Source organism: Streptosporangium sp. NPDC000396 (genome assembly GCF_042898655.1).
Lineage (GTDB): Bacteria > Actinomycetota > Actinomycetes > Streptosporangiales > Streptosporangiaceae > Streptosporangium.
The window spans coordinates 227,899-245,644 of sequence record NZ_JBIAZA010000003.1; the positions used below are offsets into that span (position 1 = coordinate 227,899).

The window sequence follows — 17,746 nt, forward strand, 5'->3', positions numbered from 1 at the left end:
TGTAGTTGTACTTCAACGGAGTGTAGTGAAGGCGTTGCCGTCCCGGGAGGTTTTCCGGACTTTCCCTGGTCGGCCCAGGGCCGGGTGTGCTGCCGATCCGCCCGGGATTACATTGGTCGATGTGACAATGGAGTCCTCTGACCTGTATCCCGTCGCCCGCCTCGCCGCAGCCCAGGAGGCGACCGCCGCCGCCGGGCTGGACGCGCTGCTTCTCACGCCGGGCCCTGATCTCCGCTACGTGACCGGCTATGAGGCGCTGCCGCTGGAGCGGCTCACCTGCCTGGTGCTCCCGGCCAGGGGCGACGCCTTCCTCATGGTGCCCCGCCTGGAGCTGCCCGCCGCCGAGCATTCTCCGGCGTCGAGGCTCGGCATCGAGTTCGTGCCCTGGGACGAGACCGATGATCCCTACGCGGTCGTCGGCGCGCGTCTCGGCCGGGTCGGCCAGGTCGGCCTGGCCGACCGGATGTGGGCGATGCAGTCGCTGCGCTTCCGCGACGCGATGCCCGGCACCGAGCAGGTGCTCGCCGGGACCGTCCTGCGCGGGCTGCGCATGCGCAAGAGCCCGGCCGAGGCGGCCGCCCTGCGCGAGGCGGGCGCGGCCATCGACGCCGTGCACGCCCAGGTGCCCGGGTTCCTGCGGGCGGGCCGGACCGAGCGCGAGGTCGGCAGGGACATCGCCGACGCGATCATCGCCGCCGGGCACTCGACCGTCGACTTCGTCATCGTCGCCTCCGGGCCCAACGGCGCCAGCCCGCATCACGAGCTGTCCGACCGGGTCATCCAGGCGGGTGAGCCGGTCGTGATCGACATCGGCGGCCAGATGCCCAGCGGCTACTGCTCGGACTCCACCCGGGTCTACTGCGTCGGGGAGCCCCCGGCCGACTTCGTGAAGTACTACGAGGTGCTCCGGCACGCCCAGGAGGCCGCCTGCGAGGCCGTACGGCCCGGCGTGTCGTGCGAGTCGATCGACGCCGCCGCGCGCGAGGTGATCGCCGCCGAGGGCTACGGCGACTACTTCATCCACCGCACCGGTCACGGCATCGGCCTGGAGACCCACGAGGAGCCCTACATCGTCGCGGGCAACACCGAGCCGCTGGCACCGGGCTTCGCCTTCTCGGTCGAGCCGGGCATCTACCTGCCGGGTGTCCACGGCGCCCGCATCGAGGACATCCTCATCTGCACCGAGGAGGGGGGCGAGCGGGTCAACCACCGGCCTCGTGAGCTCGTCATCGTGTAACAGATGCCACAATCGGGGTGGCCGGTGACCCCGGTCATCCCTTTTGTCGTTCGCGCCATGACCTGGAGTATGCGGATATGACCGTTGAGCGTATGCTGCCGACCGCCGAGGCCCACGACCTGCTGGACCTGGTCCGCGAACTGGTCGCCAAGGAGGTCGCGCCCCGGGCGTCGGCCGACGAGTCCGCCGGGCGCTTTCCTCGCGAGGTGTTCACGACCCTGGGCCGGGCGGGGCTGCTCGGGCTGCCCTACCCCGAGGAGCACGGCGGCGCGGCGCAGCCGTACGAGGTCTATCTTCAGATGATCGAGGAGCTCGCGGCCGGCTGGCTGGCGGTCGGCCTGGGCCTGTCGGTGCACACCCTGTCGTGCTTCCCGGTCGCCGCCTTCGGCACCCCCGAGCAGCGTGCCTCGCTGCTGCCCGAGATGCTCGGCGGCGAGCTGCTGGGCGCCTACTGCCTGTCGGAACCCCAGTCGGGGTCCGACGCCGCCGCCCTGACCACCCGCGCCGTGCGCGACGCCGACGGTTACGTCGTGGACGGCGTCAAGGCCTGGATCACCCATGGCGGCGCCGCCGACTTCTACACCCTGATGGCCCGCACCTCGCCCGACGGCGGGCGCGGCATCTCCTGCTTCCACGTTCCCGCAGGGACCGCGGGGCTGTCCTTCGGCGAGCCCGAGCGGAAGATGGGCATGAAGTCCTCGCCGACCGCCCAGGTCCGCTTCGACGCCGTACGGCTCGCGCCCGACGCGCTGCTGGGCGAGGAGGGCGAGGGCTTCCGCATCGCGATGGCCGCCCTGGACGGCGGCAGGCTCGGCATCGCCGCCTGCGCGGTCGGCTTGGCCCAGGCCGCGTTCGACGCCGCCACCGCCTACGCGAAGGAGCGCCGTCAGTTCGGCTCGCGCATCGTCGACTTCCAGGGGGTCGGCTTCATGCTCGCCGACATGGCGACCCAGATCGCCGCCGCCCGCGCGCTCTACCTGGACGCGGCCCGACTGCGCGACTCGGGCAGGCCGTACGGCACGCAGGCCGCGATGGCCAAGCTGTTCGCCACCGACATGTGCATGAAGGTAACCACCGACGCCGTCCAGGTTCTCGGCGGCTACGGCTACGTCGAGGACTTCCCCGTCGAGCGCTACATGCGGGAGGCCAAGGTCCTGCAGATCGTCGAGGGCACCAACCAGGTCCAGCGGGTGGTGATCAGCCGGGCGCTGGCCAAGGGGTAGCCGTCTGAAAGCGCTTGGTTTTCGCTGGTTCAACCAAGAGCGTCGCCGGGGAGAAAGATCGAAGCGGAGGAGCGAGCAGGTGACGTCCGGAGCCCTCGCCCGTCCGCGGACCCGGACGGCGGGCCTGGGCGCCCGACACCGCCGGTGACGTGATCTGCTGGGCGGAGGGGGCGAGGACGGGCGGTATGGAAGCGGATCCTGTCGTGATCGCCGGCGCCGGACCGGTCGGGATGGCCACGGCGCTGCTCCTCGCCCGCTGGCGGGTGCCCACGGTGGTGCTGGAGGCTCAGCCCCGGCACGCTCCCGGCGGTTCCCGGGCCGTCTGTTTCCAGCGCGACGTCCTGGACGTCCTCGACCGGATCGGCTGCGCCGAGACCATGGTCGCCGAGGGAGTCACCTGGACCACGGGACGCACCTACTATCGCGAGCACGAGCTGCTCACGGTGACCTTTCCCGACCCCGGCCACGGTCTTCTGCCGCCCTGGACGAACATCTCCCAGGCCCGTGTCGAGGAGCTGATGGCCGGACGCGCCGCCGCCGAACCGCTGATCGACCTGCGGCCCGGTCATTCGGTGTCCGGCTACCGCCAGGACGCGGCCGGTGTGGAGGTCGACGCGGTCACCGCGAACGGCCGGGTCACCGTGCGCGGCACCCACCTGATCGGCGCGGACGGCTCGCGGAGCGCGGTCCGGCGGCTGGCCGGCATCGGCTTCCCCGGACGGTCCTTCGACGACCGATTCCTGATCTGCGACATCAAGGCGGACCTGCCCTTTCCCAACGAGCGGCGTTTCTACTTCGACCCGCCGTGGAACCCCGGCAGGCAGGTGCTGGTCCATCAGTGCCCCGACTCCGTCTGGCGCGTCGACTGGCAGGTGCCGCCGGACTTCGACCCGGCCACCGCCGACGTCGACGCGATGATCCGGCGCATCACGGGCTCTCGGCCGTACGAGATCGTCTGGCTCACCGCCTACCGCTTCCATCAGAGGGTCGCCTCCGTCTTCCGCCGGGGGCGGGTGTTCCTGGCCGGCGACGCGGCGCACCTGTACGCGCCGTTCGGGGCGCGCGGCCTCAACTCGGGCCTTCAGGACGCCGAGAACCTGGCCTGGAAGCTCGGGCTCGTGCGGCAGGGCGCCGCCGGAGAGGCGCTGCTCGCCAGCTACGAGCCGGAACGGCGGGCCGCGGCGCTGATCAATCTCAAGGTGACGGGGGACACCATGGAGTTCCTGGCCCCGCAGAGCCCGGAGCAGTGGCAGTGGCGGCGTTCGGTGCTGTCCAGGGCCGTCGAGGAGCCGGAGGCCCGCGCGTCGATCGACTCGGGCAAGCTCGCCGAGCCGTACTGGTATGTGGACTCCCCCCTCACCACGGCGGCGGGCCAGGTGCCCACGGAGCCGGGAGCACCGCGTCCTCCTGTGCCGGGAGTGCTCTGTCCCGACGGCCCGGTCGCCGTGGACGGGGGGACCCGCACTCGCCTGCGGCGGCTGTTCGGGAGCGGGTTCGCCGTGCTGGTGGCCCGGCCGGAGCGGATCGGGCAATCCCGTACGGCCTGCCCGGCGGGTACGCCGGTCCGGGTGCTGGCGGTGCCGGACATCGACGTCGACGGTGTCGTCGCCCGCGCGCTCGAAACCGGTCCCGACAGCGTGCATCTGGTCCGTCCCGACGGCCATCTGGCGGCCGTGCTGCCGGAGTTCTCCGCCGCGGCGCTCACCGGCGCGCTGCGCCGCGCGTGCGGGTTCCCCGCCTAGTGTCTGAATTTTTGATCCGTCGTCGGCCAGGGCATGGGACGTCCTGAGCCAAGGCCGGCTGTGACGCCGTCCAGCCCGTCCTCCAGCGCCCCACCTGGAATGCGCCCCTCAGGAGCAAGCGCATCACGATCACGATCACGATCACGCTCACGCTGAGCATGCAGGGCGAGTCTATGAACCGGCCGGTGCGCTGGACCGCCGGACTTTATCGGAAATAAGCGGTGTTGCAGGACAGGTGACTCGATTCTCGATCCTCGACCGCTCGCTCGTCCGCGCCGGGCAGGACCCGGCGCGGGCGCTGCGAGAGACGGTACGTTTCGCCCAGCAGGCGGAGGAGCTCGGTTACCACCGGTTCTGGGTGTCGGAGCACCACAGCGTCCCCGGCGTCGCCGGGTCGGCGCCGACCGTGCTGGCCGCCGCGGTGGCCGCGGCCACCTCCAGGATCCGGGTGGGCACCGGCGGTGTGATGCTGCCCAACCACCGGCCGCTGGTGGTGGCCGAGCAGTTCGGCGTGCTGGAGTCGCTGTACCCGGGCCGCATCGACATGGGGCTGGGCCGGTCGGTCGGGTTCACCGGCGGGATACGCAAGGCGCTCGGGCACGAGCTGCGGGACGCCGAGGACTTCGGCGCGAACCTGGAGGAGCTGCTCGGGTTCTTCACCGGCAAGCAGCAGTCTTATCCGGGCGTGCACGCGTTTCCCGCGGAAGGATTGCGGCCGCAGGCGTTCGTGCTGGCCATGGGCGCGGGGGCGGACATCGCGGCGGAGCACGGGTTGCCGATGGTGATCGGCGGCGGGCCCCGGATGGACGAGGCGGTCGCCCGTTACCGCGCGGCGTTCCGGCCGTCGGAGTGGGCGACGGTGCCGTACGTGATGGTGGCGGTGAACGTCGCGGTCGGCGAGACGGCGGCGCAGGCCGAGGCGCTGCAGCTGCCGGAGGCCTGGTCGACGGCGGTGTCGAGGACGCGAGGCGCCTTCCCGCCGCTGTCGCCCGTGGCGGAGATTCAGGCGCTGGACAAGAGCGAGCCGGAGCGCAAACTGCTCGGCGAGGCACTCGCCGGGCAGATCCGCGGTACGGCCGGCGACGTCGCCCACGCTCTGGAGACGCTGGTCGGCAGGTCGGGGGCCGCGGAGGTGCTGGTCACGATGAACACCTTCGACCTCGGCGAGCGCCTCGACTCCTACCGGCGCCTGGCTCAGCTGGCGGAAGGCCGGTAGACCAGCACGAGCACACCGTCGGGGCCGGCGGGCGACGCTGGGGCCCGGTTCGCAAGCCGATCAGTGGCCCGGCTTCCGGCCGCGCCGGTTCGGTCTAAGGCTGATGCGGTATGAGGGCGCTGATCCGGTCGGCCTCCTGCTCGTTTCCCAGTTTGCGATACTCCTGGCAGGCCAGGGTCAGGGCATGGCGTGCCGCGGCCTGGTCGCCGACTCTGGCGTGGGCCTCGCCGAGCGCCGCGAGCGTGCGTGCCTTCCCGAAGACGTTCTGCAGCCGCTCCCAGAGCTCCGCGGCCGAGCGGAGCCAGGCGACGCCCGCCGCCAGGTGCCCCTCGGCGCAGTCCAGGACGCCGAGTCCATGCAGGGCGACGGCCTGGCCGAAGTCGTAGTGACAGGCGGCGCTGAGCGACAGGCCGCGCTCCAGGGTCTGCCGGGCATCGGCATGGCCCTCTTCGACATAAAGCTGTCCGAGATGGGCGAGCATCTGGGCTTCCAGCAGCGGATCCGCGGCGGCGCGGGCGTTCGTGGTCGCCTGGCGCAGCTGCGCACCACCTTCCAGGAACTCGCCCCGCCGTTTGTGGATCACGCCGAGGAGGCCGCGCACGACGCATTCGTCCCGCGGGCTGCCCAGCTCCTCCGCCATCACCAGGGCATGCCGGGCATACTGGAGCGCCTCGTCGTGCCGTCCCCGTTGATGACCGACCATCGCGAACTGCTGGAGCGCGTGCAGTTCGCCGAGCCGGTAGCCGTGTGATCGGGCGAGATCGACGCTCTCTTGGAGGTAGGCGACGGCGTGGTCATGGTCGCCGCGTAGCCGATGGGCGTCGGCGGCCAGGTAGAGCGCGTCGGCCTCGCCGTACCGCTCGCCGAGGTCGCGGAAGATCGCAAGAGCCGCCTCGGCCGAGGTGAGCTTGTCGTCGAGGGTCGCGCCGGACTTGCCGGCGTGCAGGTCCGCGAGGTTGCGGAGCATGACCGCCTCGCCCCGTCGCGCCCCTGACACGCGGCAGGCGGCCAGCGCCACCTGGTGCGTCCGCACGCCTTCATGGGCATCGCGCAGCTCGTAGAAGGTCTGGGCGGCGGCCGCGACGCCCCAGGACAGCTCCGCCAGTCCGAGCGCGGCGGCCTGCCGTACCAGGGCGGCGATCGCCTCGCGCTCGGCCTCGAACCAGGCGAACGGGTCGCTCACGAGTTCCTCGCTCGCGCGGGGACGCCACCGAGGCGCGGCCGCGTGCAGCGGGGCCAGGGTGCGGGCGGGAAGCCTCGCGCCGGCCTCTTCGGCGAGGAAGAGCCATCCGCCGAACGCCCGGGACAGGGCGGCCAGGCGTGCGCCGGCGTCCTCCTCCGCCTCCGCGCGCCCGCGCGCGAAAATCCGGATCAGCTCGTGGAGGCGGAACCGCGCCCGCCCTTCCGGGCCGGTGCCGACCTCGTCGACCAAACGCGCGTCCACCAGTGACAGCAGTGACTCCTGCGCGGATCGCTCGGAGACGTCGGCCAGGGCGGCGGCGGCCCACGCGGGGAAGCTGGGCACCTCAAGCAGCCCGAGCAGCCGCAGCAGGTGACGTCGTGGCTGGTCGAGGCCCAGGTAGGAGGTGGCGATGGCGGCCTCGACATCGAGGTCGCCGGCCTTCAACCGGTGGAGCCTGGAGGCCTCGTCTCGCAGTTCCGCGGCGAAGGCCGACAGCCGCGACTGCGGCCGGGCGGTCGCGCGCGCCCCGACGATCCGTACGGCCAGCGGGAGACGACCGCACAACTCGACGATCTCCAGCGCCGCTTCGGGCTCCCGTGCGACCCGCTCGGCTGTCACGATCTTGGCGAGCAGGTTCACCGCCGGATCGGGCTCCAGGACGTCGAGATCGGCGAAGTACGCCGATTCCAGGCCCAGCAGCCGCTTTCGGCTTGTCACCACCACCGTGCACCCCGCCGATCCGGGCTGGAGCGCGCGCACCTGTGCCTCGGAATCGGCGTTGTCGAGCAGGACCAGGACGCGGCGGTCGGCCAGAAGACTGCGATAGAGGTGTGTTCGCTCGGCGAGGGGTTCGGGAATCGCCGAGCCGGGTACGCCGAGTGCCCGCAGGAACTGTCCCAGCACGGTGGCGGGTGTGGTGTGCGCGGTGAAGGCGGCGTAGAGCTGGCCGTCGGGATAGACCGGGCGGAGCCGGTGTGCCAGGTGGACCGACAGTGACGTCTTGCCGACGCCCGCGCGGCCGGAAAGCGCCAGTGTCCTCAGCGCGGGATGATCGCCCGAGGCGAGCATGTCGCTCCAGTGCGCGATCTCCTTGTCGCGGCCGGTGAAATCCACGACATCCGGTGGGGTCTGGGCCGGACGCGGTGTCACGGGTGCGAGAGCGGCCGAGACCTGTGGCTCGCAGGCCAGGACCGCCTGGTGCACCCGCTGGGATTCCGGTCCCGGCTCCAGGCCCAATTCCTCTGTGAGACATCGCCGGTGGTCGGCGAACACCTGCAGGGCCTCGGCCCGTCTGCCCGCCGCGTGCAGGGTCTTCATGAGTAAGACGGTGAAGCCTTCCCGGAAGGGATGTTCGGCCACCAGCCCCCGTAGCTCCTCGACCAGCCCGCTCTGCCGCCCCTGGGCCAGATCGCTGTCTATCCGGGCTTCGAGCGTTATCAGCCGTCGCTCGCCGAGGCGCTCGGCGTAGGCCGCCACCAGCGCCGTCTCGCGCACATCGGCAAGCACGCGCCCACGCCACAGGGACAGGGCCTGGGACAGCAGGAGCGAGGACTGCTCGGCCTCGCCGCGCCCGTGGTGGCGTCGTCCCTCGTCGCTGAGACGTTCGAAGCGGCACGCGTCGACCGCCTCGGGCGCGATGTCGAGGCAGTAGCCGCCGGCGCGCTGCCGGATCACCGAATCGCCCAGCAATCGCCTCAGGGACAGAATGTATCCGCGAATCAGCGTTCTGCCGGACGAGGGAGGCTCATCGCCCCATAATTCGTAGACCAGATCGTCGGTGGATACGTTCAGCCGGGCGTTGACGAGCAAGGCGGCGAGAACGCCGCGAGCTTTGAATCCGCTGGGGGAAACCCAGCACCCCTCCCTCAGGATTTCGAGCGGCCCCAGGGAGCGGATGCGTATGGGGTTGTCCATGTCACCGTCCGTAGCACGTGCCAGATTCTACAGCGTCTCTACGGCATTTCTACCGGATTTAAACACTTGCCTTCAATAATACGGCTGTGTCCCATTTCATTTGGTGACGGAAAGGACTCACGCCTCCGGGCCGGAGGCGTGAGCCCGTGATGAGCGGTGGATCGGCAGGCGAGCCCATATCCCGTCGGAGGCCGGCGAGCCGCCCTCATTGCGGTTCGGAGCGTGACGGCTGTATGCGCCGCGGTGGACGGCGTCCGTGGTGGCCTCGTCGAGGGCCGGTGGATAGAGGCTGCTGCCGAGTGGGCCACGCGCGAGTTGTACAAGAAGTTCAGCCCAGGCGGCCCGGGGAGCGAGGCGTACGCGGCCATGCCTCCCACCTTTCTCGGTAACCCCGGTAATCGACCAGGTGGTCTACCGCGGTGGATCCGCGTACCTCAGCATCGAACCATGCTTTTTTGGGCCGCGGTCGATTCGCCGATCCTTCGATTAACGAATCGATGTCCTTTCGCGTACGGTCACGACGGCTCTGTTATCTGCCCGTTACGGGCAGGAGCCTGCCGTGATAAATAAATATTTCCTATACGGTGGCCCTTCCCGTCGCCGGGCCTGGCGGTAGGGCGCAGCCGCGGCCGCGCCGTACCGCCTGCCGGTCAGAGCCCGTATTCCTCCAGCAGCCGCAGCCAGACCTCGCTGACCGTGGGGAAGGACGGAACAGCGTGCCAGAGCCGGTCGAGCGGCACCTCGGCGGTGACCGCGATCGTCGCGGAGTGCAGCATCTCGGCCACGCCCGGCCCGGCGAACGTCACACCGAGCAGAACGCGCCGCCGTTCGTCCACGACCGCCTTGGCCCTGCCCCGGTAGCCGTCACCCAGCAGGTAGGCGCCGGTCACCGCGCCCATGTCGTACTCGACCACACGCACGTCGAACCCCTCGGCCCTGGCGGCGGCCTCGGTCCGGCCGACCGCGCAGATCTGCGGGTCGGTGAAGATCACCTGAGGGGCGCCGTACCCGTCCGCCACGTCGCGCATCCCGGGCAGGTCGTCGCGCTCTCCCTTCGCCCGCGCCACGATGACGTCGCCGCACACCCGTGCCTGGTACTTGCCCATGTGGGTGAGCAGGTTGCGGCCGTTGACGTCGCCCACGGCGTACAGCCAGCCGTCGGCGATCCCGGTCGCGCGCATGCTGTCGTCGACCGGCACCGGGCCCGTGTCCGGCAGGCCGACGCTGTCGAGGCCGAGATCGCCGGTCGCGGGCCGGCGGCCGGTGGCCACCAGAAGCTCGTCGACCTCGACCGGCGGCCCTTCGGCCAGGTGGACGGTCACCGTGCCACCGGGCTCGGGCCGCTCCACCCCGGTCACCTGGGCCCCGGTGCGCACCTCGACGCCACCGCCGGCGAGCGAGGTCCTCAACAGCTCCCCGGCGAACGGCTCCATCCGGCCGATCAGCGAACCCCCGCGCACCAGCAGCGTCGTCTCCTCGGCGCCGAGCCCGTGCAGGGCCTGCCCCATCTCGCAGGCCACCACGCCCCCGCCCAGCACGGCCAGCCGTTTCGGAACGGCCCGGACCCCGGTCGCCTCGCGGTTGGTCCACGGCGAGGCCTCCCGCAAGCCGGGGACCGGCGGGATCACCGGACGGCTGCCGGTGGCCAGCACGACGGCGTGCCGGGCGCGCAGCAGTCGGGCGGGGCCGTCGGGGGTGGTCACCTCGACCTGCCTGGGGCCCCGCAGCCGTCCCCGCCCCCGCACGAACTCGGCGGGCACACTCTTGATCCATCCCACCTGCTTGCTGTCGTCCAGGTGCGACACGGCCTCGTCGCGCCGGGCGAGCACGGCACCGGCGTCGATCGGCCCCAGCGTCAGGCCGGGCACCCTGCGGGCGTCCGCCGCCAGCTCCACCGGGCGAAGCAGGGCCTTGCTGGGCACGCACGCCCAGTAGGAGCACTCTCCGCCCGCCAGTTCCTCCTCCACCACCGCGACGCTCAACCCGCCGCGACCCACCCGGCCCGCGACGTTCTCCCCGGCGGGGCCCGCGCCTATCACGATCACGTCGAACTCGTCGGACATGACTACCTCCTGAAGCGAACAAGTCAATCGCCGTGCGTCAGCGCGACGACACCGGCCGCACCAGCTTCGCACCCTTGCCGCTTTCCCCGGCGATCTGTTCCACGCTATTCCACGGGGAACGGGTGATCATGCGGGAACCGGAGGCCGCAACCCGGCGATGGCGGGCACGCTCACGAGGCCCTCCCCTCGGCCGCGGCGGCGGTCATCGCGGTCGTGATCCGTGCCAGGTCGGCGTCGTCGGTGATGTAGGGCGGCATGGTGTAGACGAGGTCGCGGAACGGGCGGATCCACACGCCATGGCGGGCGGCGGCCCGGGTGGCGGCGACCCTGTCGACCTCGTGGTCGAGCTGGATGACGCCGATCGCGCCCAGCACCCGGACATCGCGCACCCCGCGCAGCGCCCGTGCGGCGGCCAGCCCGGAGCGCAACCTCTGCTCGATGCGGTTGACCTGCCCCTGCCAGTCCTGTTCCAGCAGCAGGTCGAGCGAGGCGTTGGCCACGGCGGCGGCCAGCGGGTTGGCCATGAAGGTGGGACCGTGGGCGAGCACGGGGAAGTCGCCCCGGCCGATGCCGTGGGCCACCTGCGGGGTGCACAGCGCGGCCGCCATGGTGAGATAACCGCCGGTCAGGGCCTTGCCCACGCACATCACATCCGGGGCGACACCGGCGTGGTCGGCGGCGAACAGCGCGCCGGTCCGGCCGAAACCGGTCGCGATCTCATCGAAGATCAGCAGGACCCGATGCCGGTCGCACAGCTCGCGCAGCACACGCAGGTACCCGGGGGACAGGAAGCGCATGCCGCCGGCGTTCTGCACGACCGGCTCGACGATGACGGCCGCCAGCTCGTGCGCGTGCCGCTCGATCAGCTCGGCCAGGTGCGCGGTGTAGGCGGGATCGGGCCCGGCGTCGAAACCCTCGGGCGGGGCGTCGGCGAAGACCTGCCGGGGGAGCACGCCGGTCCACAGGGCGTGCATGCCGCCCTCGGGGTCGCACACCGACATCGGCTGGAAGGTGTCACCGTGATATCCGCCGCGCCAGGTGAGCAGGCGGTGCTTGTCCGGGTGGCCGAGAGACCGCCAGTACTGCAGGCACATCTTGACCGCCACCTCCACCGCGACCGAGCCCGAGTCGGCCAGGAAGACGTGCCGCAGCGGGTCGGGGGTGATCTCGGCCAGGCGGGTGGCCAGCCGGATGGCGGGTTCGTGGGTCAGCCCGCCGAACATCACGTGGCTCATCCGGCCCAGCTGCTCGCGCACCGCCTCGTCCAGTACGGCGTGGCCGTACCCGTGGATGGCGGCCCACCACGACGACATCGCGTCCACCAGGTCGATCCGGCCCTCGACCGGTTCGGCCAGGCGCAGCCGTACCCCTGACGCCGACTCGATCAGGAACGGGGTCTCTCGGCCGGGCATCGGCGTGTAGGGGTGCCAGACGTGAGCCCGGTCCAGCTCCATCAGCTCACGCATTGGGCGGCAGCTCCGTCCCGGCGCCACGGCGGCGCACCGCGACCAGGTCGGTCCGGTGGGCGGGCAGCGTGCTCGCGCCCGCTTCCTCGACCTCGAAGCCGGAGTCGGCGATCATGTCGAGGTCGGCCTGACCGGCCTGCCCCTCGCTGGTCAGGTAGTCGCCCAGGAAGATCGAGTTGGCTATGTGCAGAGCCAGCGGCTGCAGGCTGCGCAGGTGGATCTCCCGGCCCCCGGCCAGGCGGACCTCCACGTCCGGGCAGACGAACCGCACCATCGCCAGGATCCGCAGGCACCGCTGAGGCGTCAGTTCCCACCGGCCCGCCAGAGGAGTCCCCTCGAAGGGGATCAGGAAGTTCACCGGCACCGAGTCCACGTCCAGCTCGCGTAGCGCGAAGACCACGTCCACCAGGTCGGAGTCGCTCTCGCCCATGCCCGCGATCAGGCCCGAGCAGGCCGACAGCCCCGCGTCCCGGGAACGCCGGACGGTCTCGACCCGGTCGGCGAAGGTGTGTGTGGTGCAGATGCCGGCGTAGGTCGCCTCGGCGGTGTTGAGGTTGTGGCTGTAGGCGTGGACGCCCGCTTCGCGCAGCCGCGCCGCCTGCCCGTCGGACAACAGGCCCAGGCAGGCGCAGATCTCGGCCCGCGGGTCGTGCTCCTTGATCGCCGCGACCGTGGTGGCGACCCGCTCCACGTCACGGTCGGTCGGGCCACGTCCGCTGGCCACCAGGCACACCCTCTTGGCGCCACCCGCGATCCCCGCCCGCGCGGCGGCCGCGGCCTCCTCCGGCTTGAGCCAGGTGTAGGTGAGGACGCCGGCCGTCGAGCCCAGGCGCTGCGAGCAGTACGAGCAGTCCTCGGGGCACAGGCCCGACTTGAGGTTGACCAGGTAGTTCAGCTTGACCCGGCGGCCGAACCAGTGGCGCCGCACCTTCCCCGCCGCGGCCACCAGGTCGAGCAGCTCGTCATCGGAGGTGGCCAGCACCGCCAGCGCCTCCTGCCGGGTCGGCGACTCGCCGCGCAGGCCCCTGTCCACCAGCTTGATCAACAGATCCATGCCCCGATCGTCGGCCCCGGACCGCCGTGCGGCCAATGATCAATCCGCACAAGCGCCGTCGCGCCGACTTTGTAGATCATGATCGTGGACGGTGTCCGCCCCACCTGGTAGACACCGTCTACGAACGGATGGGGTCCGAACCTCCGCTCCGCGCGGACCGGTTCGGGCCCGGGACCACCCGGCTCCCATCGATATGGCTGAAAGGCGGATGCGGCTCGACCGAAAAGCGGATCCGCGCGCTGAGCGCTCCCGGAACACTCTGTGGCGACCGTTCTAATGATCAAGGGAGTGCTCAGGGTGAGATGGGCGAACGCGACACGGCGGGTGGTCGTGGCGGCCGTGGCGCTGTGCGCGGCGGCGACGCAGGCCGTACCGGTCTCCGCGCAGGCCGCACCGACTTCTGCGCAGGCCGTACCGGCTTCCGCGCGGGACCGTGCGACCGGCGAGGAGTGGGTCGCGAGCTGGGGAACCGCGCTCCAGCGGCCGACGAAGGGGACCAAGGACAACGGCCCCAACTGGTCGGCCGGGGGGTTCAAGGACGACACGGTGCGGCAGGTGGTGCGGGTCAGCGCGGCCGGCTCGCGGGCGCGCGTGCGTCTGTCGAACCTGTACGGCACCAAGCCACTGCGAATCACCGGGGCCGAGCTGGGCAGGTCGGCCGGTGGTGCCCAGGTATGGCCGGGCAGCGCGAGAGCACTGCGTTTCGGCGGCAAGGCGGGAGTCGTCATTCCGCCAGGCGGGGAGGCGGTCAGCGACGCGGTCGCGTTCGCCACCTCGCCCCTGGAGAAACTCGCCCTCACGCTCCGCCTGAAGGGCGCGAGCGGCCCCGCCACCTTCCACCGCTTCACCACGGCCACCTCTTATCGCGCGCACGGCGACCACCTGTCCGAAGGAGGAGGGGGCGCCTTCGGCGAATCGACCAGCTCCTGGTACTACCTGGCCGGAGTGGAAGTCGCCTCGCCCGCTCCCGCGGTGGTGGCCTTCGGCGATTCCCTCATCGACGGCGTGGGCATCGGCCAGGGCGCCGACGCCCGGATCGTCGACCAGATGGCCGAACGGCTCGTCGAAACGGGCAGCCAGATCGGAGTCGTCAACGCCGGGATCGCGGGCGCGCGGCTTCTGAACGACTCCGCCTGCTTCGGTGACAAGGCGGCCACCCGCTTCCGCCGCGACGTCCTGGACCGCTCAGGAGTCAAGGCCGTGCTCATCCACCTGGGTGGCAACGATCTCGGCTACCCGCAGCTCTCAGGTCCGTGCGTCATGCCCAACACGAAAGTCACCGTGCGCTGGCTCATCGAGGGCCACCAGGCTCTCATCAAGCTGGCGCACGCCCACGGCATCAAGGCGGTAGGCGTCACGATCCTGCCGCTCAAGGGGGCGCTCTTTCCCTTCTGGACCAAGGAGGTGGAAGAGGCCAGGACGGCGCTCAACCAGTGGATCCGCACCAGCGGCGCCTACGACGCCGTGCTGGACGCGGATCGGGCGCTCGCCGACCCCGCCGTCCCCGGCGCGCCCAGGCCCGGCTACGTCTTCATGGACGGGCTCCACCCCAACGAGGCAGGCGCCCATGCCGTCGCGAGAGCCATGGATCTGCGGGAACTCGTCGCGGGAAGCTGAGGCCTGTCGCACGGCGGGGCGACCGGAGGCGAACGACGAGGCACGAGCGCGGCGCGTGCGTCGGTTCGCCTAGCGGCGGCGTCCGCGGGATTTCAGGGGAACCGAGGGGAGGGCCGGCGCGGGCAGCGGGGCGTCGTCCGTGCCGGGCACCGTCCCGAACGTGTCGCCGGCCATCCACTCCTGTCTGAACGCGACGATTTCCTCGTGGCTGCGCCCGATGAAGTTCCACCACATGACGATCCGCTCCTCGAAGGGCTCGCCGCCGAGCAGCAGGAGCCGGGCGGGCCGCTCCGCGCGCAGGAGAAGCTCGGATCGTCCGCAGCCGAGATAGAGCAACGGCCCGGGGTCGAGGACGATCTTCTCGGCCCGCGCGGTCCCGGACAGGGACAGGGCCGCGTACTCGAAGCCCGGCTGGAGCGGAATCCGGGTCTCGGCGCCCGCGTCGAGGGTCACCTCGGCGCCGACCAGGGGAGTGTAGGTCTGGGCCGGTGACACGACGCCGCCCAGTTCGCCCATGAGAACGGTCGCCCTGAACCCGGGCCCGGCCAGCGACGGCAGCACCGGATGGTGCTCGAAGTGCGGGGCCACCTGCCGATGGGCGGAGGGGAGCGCCACCCACAGCTGCACCCCGTGCAGGACGGCGTCGCGGGGGGAGTGCTCCGAGTGGGAGATGCCCCGGCCCGCGGTCATCAGATTGAGCTGCCCGGGTTTCACCAGCTGCTCGCTGCCGAGGCAGTCGCGGTGCAGCACCTCGCCCTCCACGAGCCAGCTGACGGTCTGCAACCCGGTGTGCGGGTGCGGTGGCACGCGCATGGTCGCCTTCTCCGGGCCGTAGTAGTCCGCGAAGCACCACGCGCCCACCATCCGGATCTCCCGGTTCGGCAGGGTCCGGGTGACCTTCATCGCCCGCGGGCCGCCCAGCGCCACGTCGTGACCTTCCAGCAGTCGGCTCACCGGTTCCGCCGCGACGTCCGTGAGGCCGCCGCACGTCGCCTCCCACGGCTCCCGCTCCAGGTTGCTCATCGAATACTCCCAGTGTGGAGACCCCGGGCTTCAACCCCGAGCCTGTCTTGCGGATTATTCCGGTCCGCAGCGTAGGCGAAGCCCCACGGAACGGACCCCGGGGCCCGGCGCGAGCCGCGGGTCAGGGAACGGCTTCGCCGTTCGCGGGTCAGGGAACGGCTTCGCCGTCCCCTGTCTCCAGGGATGAGCGAGGTTGGAACGGGGCCGTGACCCTCTCGGCGGTGCGGGTGACCGCCGAGTGCCATTACCGTTGACCGGGTGGAGGAGATCGACCGCCGGATCGTGACATTGCTGGCCAGAGACGGCCGGATGAGTTTCACCGACCTCGCCAGGGAGACCGGCCTGTCGGTGTCGGCGGTGCACCAGCGGGTGCGTCGGCTGGAGAAACGCGGGGTGGTGCGGGGTTACGCCGCGCTGGTGGACTACGACGCGATCGGGCTCTCGCTCACCGCGTTCGTGTCCATCAAGCCGATCGACCCGGCCGCCGCCGACGACGCCCCCGACCGGCTGGCCCATCTGGGCGCCATCGAGGCCTGCCACAGTGTGGCGGGTGACGAGAGCTACATCCTCAAGGTCCGGGTGGCCTCGCCGACGGCGCTGGAAGAGCTGCTCAGCCAGATCCGCACCTCGGCCAACGTCTCGACGCGGACGACGGTCGTGCTCAGCACGCCGTACGAACACCGCGCTCCCGGGCTGATGGACACGGATGAGGAGAAGCCGGACGAACGCGCCTGACGCCTCCGGCGGGTGGTGAGCGGCTGACCGCCCGCCGGGATGACGGCGCTCGTTTCCCGGGATCCGGCGGGCTTACTTTTCGGGATCCGGGTCCGGTGGAGCCTGGCGCCCGAGGGTCAGCAGCCGGGTTCCCGGGCCTTCCGCGGCGCCTGGGCCGGCCAGGGGGGTGACCGTCGTCGCGGTCACCTTCCCGCCGCATTCCGAGCAGGTGATCGTCGGGGTGAAGTGATTCCCGCAGGTGTCGTGCACGAGTTCGGCGGGCGGCCCGCCGGGCGGTGTCACCCACTTGTCACCCCAGGCCATCAGGGTCATCAGGGCGGGCACCAGCTCCCGGCCCGCCTCGGTGAGGTGGTATTCGAAGCGCGGCGGGCGGTCCTGGTAGCGGACGCGCTCCAGCACTCCGGCCTTGACCAGGTGGGTCAGCCGCTCGGTGAGCAGGTTGCGGGAGATGCCGAGGTTCTCGGTGAGGTCGTCGAACTTGCGAAGCCCGAGAAAGACGTCTCGCAGGATCAGCGGGGTCCACCACTCTCCGGCCACCGCGAGGGTCCGGGCGATGGAGCAGTGCATCGCGGCGAAGCTGTTCCTGGCCATGTCACAAGCATAGTGAGTTGAATTATTGAACCCACTGGAGGGCCCGTCGGGCGGTGTTGGTAAGTTCAAAATCAGGACTTAATAGGGAGTTGAGATGACCGAGACTTCTGCGCTCACCAGAGCCGAGGCGACCGCGCTTGCCTATCGGAAGGCCGTGGAGTCCGGCGATGTTGAGGCGGTGATCGCCCTGTTCGCCCCAGATGTCGTGTTCCACTCTCCGATCAGCACCAGGGTCCGCTTCGAGGGACGCGACAGCGTCCGGCCTCTCTTCAAGGTGGCCCTGGCGTCCTTGTCCGGCCTCGCCTTCCACACCGACATCGGCGACGAGCGCAGGCGCACCCTGGTGGCCACCGCCCGGATCGGGAGGCAGGAGCTGGAGGAGGCCACGCTGCTGCTGCTCGACGAGGAGGCCCGGATCGCCGAGGTCACCATGTGGATCCGCCCGCTGCCGGGAGTGACCGCCCTGATGCTCAAGCTCGCCCCCGGCATGGCGCGTCTGGCCGGACGCCCCGTGCTCGGTGTTCTGGCCGAGGCTGCCATCCGGCCCCTGGCCTTTTTCGTCCGCACCGGTGACCGCACGCTCGTCCCCATGCTCGCCCGCTCACCCGGCGGGGCGCCGTCCGGGCGACCGCGGTAGGCGGAGAGATCCGCGAGACAGATCCCGGGGCGGACGCTCCTACCC

The 17,746-nt window shown here is 71.1% G+C and carries 13 protein-coding genes; 7 read left to right on the forward strand and 6 right to left on the reverse strand.

Translation table 11 applies throughout. The features are described 5' to 3' along the window. Positions 1-127 precede the first annotated feature (127 nt). The 4 genes from ACFY2X_RS05990 to ACFY2X_RS06005 all read left to right on the forward strand — a co-directional run bounded on the left by ACFY2X_RS05990 (position 128) and on the right by ACFY2X_RS06005 (position 5,418). Complete coding sequence (locus ACFY2X_RS05990) at positions 128-1,237, forward strand: M24 family metallopeptidase (RefSeq protein ID WP_389933687.1); 1,110 nt, start codon at positions 128-130, stop codon at positions 1,235-1,237. A gap of 77 nt (positions 1,238-1,314) precedes the next feature. Further along, complete coding sequence (locus tag ACFY2X_RS05995; RefSeq protein ID WP_389932938.1) at positions 1,315-2,460, forward strand: acyl-CoA dehydrogenase family protein; 1,146 nt, start codon at positions 1,315-1,317, stop codon at positions 2,458-2,460. Positions 2,461-2,645: 185 nt separating this feature from the next. Next, a complete protein-coding gene (locus ACFY2X_RS06000; protein WP_389932940.1) occupies positions 2,646-4,202 on the forward strand; it encodes an FAD-dependent monooxygenase in 1,557 nt (518 codons plus the stop codon). A gap of 235 nt (positions 4,203-4,437) precedes the next feature. Beyond that, a complete protein-coding gene (locus ACFY2X_RS06005; RefSeq protein WP_389932942.1) occupies positions 4,438-5,418 on the forward strand; it encodes an MsnO8 family LLM class oxidoreductase in 981 nt (326 codons plus the stop codon). A gap of 94 nt (positions 5,419-5,512) precedes the next feature. Here the strand turns inward: ACFY2X_RS06005 and ACFY2X_RS06010 are convergent, their stop codons facing one another. The 4 genes from ACFY2X_RS06010 to bioB all read right to left on the reverse strand — a co-directional run bounded on the left by ACFY2X_RS06010 (position 5,513) and on the right by bioB (position 13,098). Then, positions 5,513-8,515, reverse strand: coding sequence for a BTAD domain-containing putative transcriptional regulator (locus tag ACFY2X_RS06010; RefSeq protein ID WP_389932945.1), 3,003 nt, complete (start codon positions 8,513-8,515; stop codon positions 5,513-5,515). Positions 8,516-9,165: 650 nt separating this feature from the next. Continuing rightward, positions 9,166-10,578, reverse strand: coding sequence for a dihydrolipoyl dehydrogenase family protein (locus ACFY2X_RS06015; RefSeq protein ID WP_389932948.1), 1,413 nt, complete (start codon positions 10,576-10,578; stop codon positions 9,166-9,168). Positions 10,579-10,748: 170 nt separating this feature from the next. Further along, complete coding sequence (locus tag ACFY2X_RS06020) at positions 10,749-12,044, reverse strand: adenosylmethionine--8-amino-7-oxononanoate transaminase (RefSeq protein WP_389932951.1); 1,296 nt, start codon at positions 12,042-12,044, stop codon at positions 10,749-10,751. Continuing rightward, positions 12,037-13,098 carry a biotin synthase BioB gene (gene bioB, locus ACFY2X_RS06025; protein ID WP_389932954.1) on the reverse strand — a complete coding sequence of 354 codons (1,062 nt, stop codon included), beginning with the start codon at positions 13,096-13,098 and terminating at the stop codon, positions 12,037-12,039. Before bioB ends, ACFY2X_RS06020 begins: the two co-directional genes overlap by 8 nt. A 297-nt stretch (positions 13,099-13,395) precedes the next feature. On the opposite strand from bioB, the gene ACFY2X_RS06030 reads away from it, so the two are divergent. Then, positions 13,396-14,715, forward strand: coding sequence for a GDSL-type esterase/lipase family protein (locus tag ACFY2X_RS06030; RefSeq protein ID WP_389932957.1), 1,320 nt, complete (start codon positions 13,396-13,398; stop codon positions 14,713-14,715). A gap of 69 nt (positions 14,716-14,784) precedes the next feature. On the opposite strand, the gene ACFY2X_RS06035 is transcribed toward ACFY2X_RS06030, so the two are convergent. Beyond that, positions 14,785-15,738 (reverse strand): pirin family protein, encoded by a 954-nt coding sequence (locus tag ACFY2X_RS06035; RefSeq protein ID WP_389932960.1) that lies wholly within the window; start codon positions 15,736-15,738, stop codon positions 14,785-14,787. Positions 15,739-15,996: 258 nt separating this feature from the next. Between ACFY2X_RS06035 and ACFY2X_RS06040 the strand changes: the two genes are divergently transcribed. Beyond that, positions 15,997-16,473 (forward strand): Lrp/AsnC family transcriptional regulator, encoded by a 477-nt coding sequence (locus tag ACFY2X_RS06040; RefSeq protein WP_389932963.1) that lies wholly within the window; start codon positions 15,997-15,999, stop codon positions 16,471-16,473. Between the two features lie 72 nt (positions 16,474-16,545). Here the strand turns inward: ACFY2X_RS06040 and ACFY2X_RS06045 are convergent, their stop codons facing one another. Further along, the gene (locus tag ACFY2X_RS06045) at positions 16,546-17,064 is read right to left on the reverse strand and encodes a winged helix-turn-helix transcriptional regulator (RefSeq protein ID WP_389932966.1); all 519 of its coding nucleotides are present in this window, start codon (positions 17,062-17,064) and stop codon (positions 16,546-16,548) included. Positions 17,065-17,158: 94 nt separating this feature from the next. On the opposite strand from ACFY2X_RS06045, the gene ACFY2X_RS06050 reads away from it, so the two are divergent. After that, a complete protein-coding gene (locus ACFY2X_RS06050; RefSeq protein WP_389932969.1) occupies positions 17,159-17,701 on the forward strand; it encodes a nuclear transport factor 2 family protein in 543 nt (180 codons plus the stop codon). The last annotated feature ends 45 nt before the right edge of the window (positions 17,702-17,746 follow it).

Coding starts and splice junctions, on each gene's coding strand:
- ACFY2X_RS05990 (WP_389933687.1), top strand. CDS start 128: ATGGAGTCCTCTGACCTGTATCCCGTCGCCCGCCTCGCCGCAGCCCAG.
- ACFY2X_RS05995 (WP_389932938.1), top strand. CDS start 1,315: ATGACCGTTGAGCGTATGCTGCCGACCGCCGAGGCCCACGACCTGCTG.
- ACFY2X_RS06000 (WP_389932940.1), top strand. CDS start 2,646: ATGGAAGCGGATCCTGTCGTGATCGCCGGCGCCGGACCGGTCGGGATG.
- ACFY2X_RS06010 (WP_389932945.1), bottom strand. CDS start 8,515: ATGGACAACCCCATACGCATCCGCTCCCTGGGGCCGCTCGAAATCCTG.
- ACFY2X_RS06015 (WP_389932948.1), bottom strand. CDS start 10,578: ATGTCCGACGAGTTCGACGTGATCGTGATAGGCGCGGGCCCCGCCGGG.
- ACFY2X_RS06020 (WP_389932951.1), bottom strand. CDS start 12,044: ATGCGTGAGCTGATGGAGCTGGACCGGGCTCACGTCTGGCACCCCTAC.
- bioB (WP_389932954.1), bottom strand. CDS start 13,098: ATGGATCTGTTGATCAAGCTGGTGGACAGGGGCCTGCGCGGCGAGTCG.
- ACFY2X_RS06035 (WP_389932960.1), bottom strand. CDS start 15,738: ATGAGCAACCTGGAGCGGGAGCCGTGGGAGGCGACGTGCGGCGGCCTC.
- ACFY2X_RS06045 (WP_389932966.1), bottom strand. CDS start 17,064: ATGGCCAGGAACAGCTTCGCCGCGATGCACTGCTCCATCGCCCGGACC.
- ACFY2X_RS06050 (WP_389932969.1), top strand. CDS start 17,159: ATGACCGAGACTTCTGCGCTCACCAGAGCCGAGGCGACCGCGCTTGCC.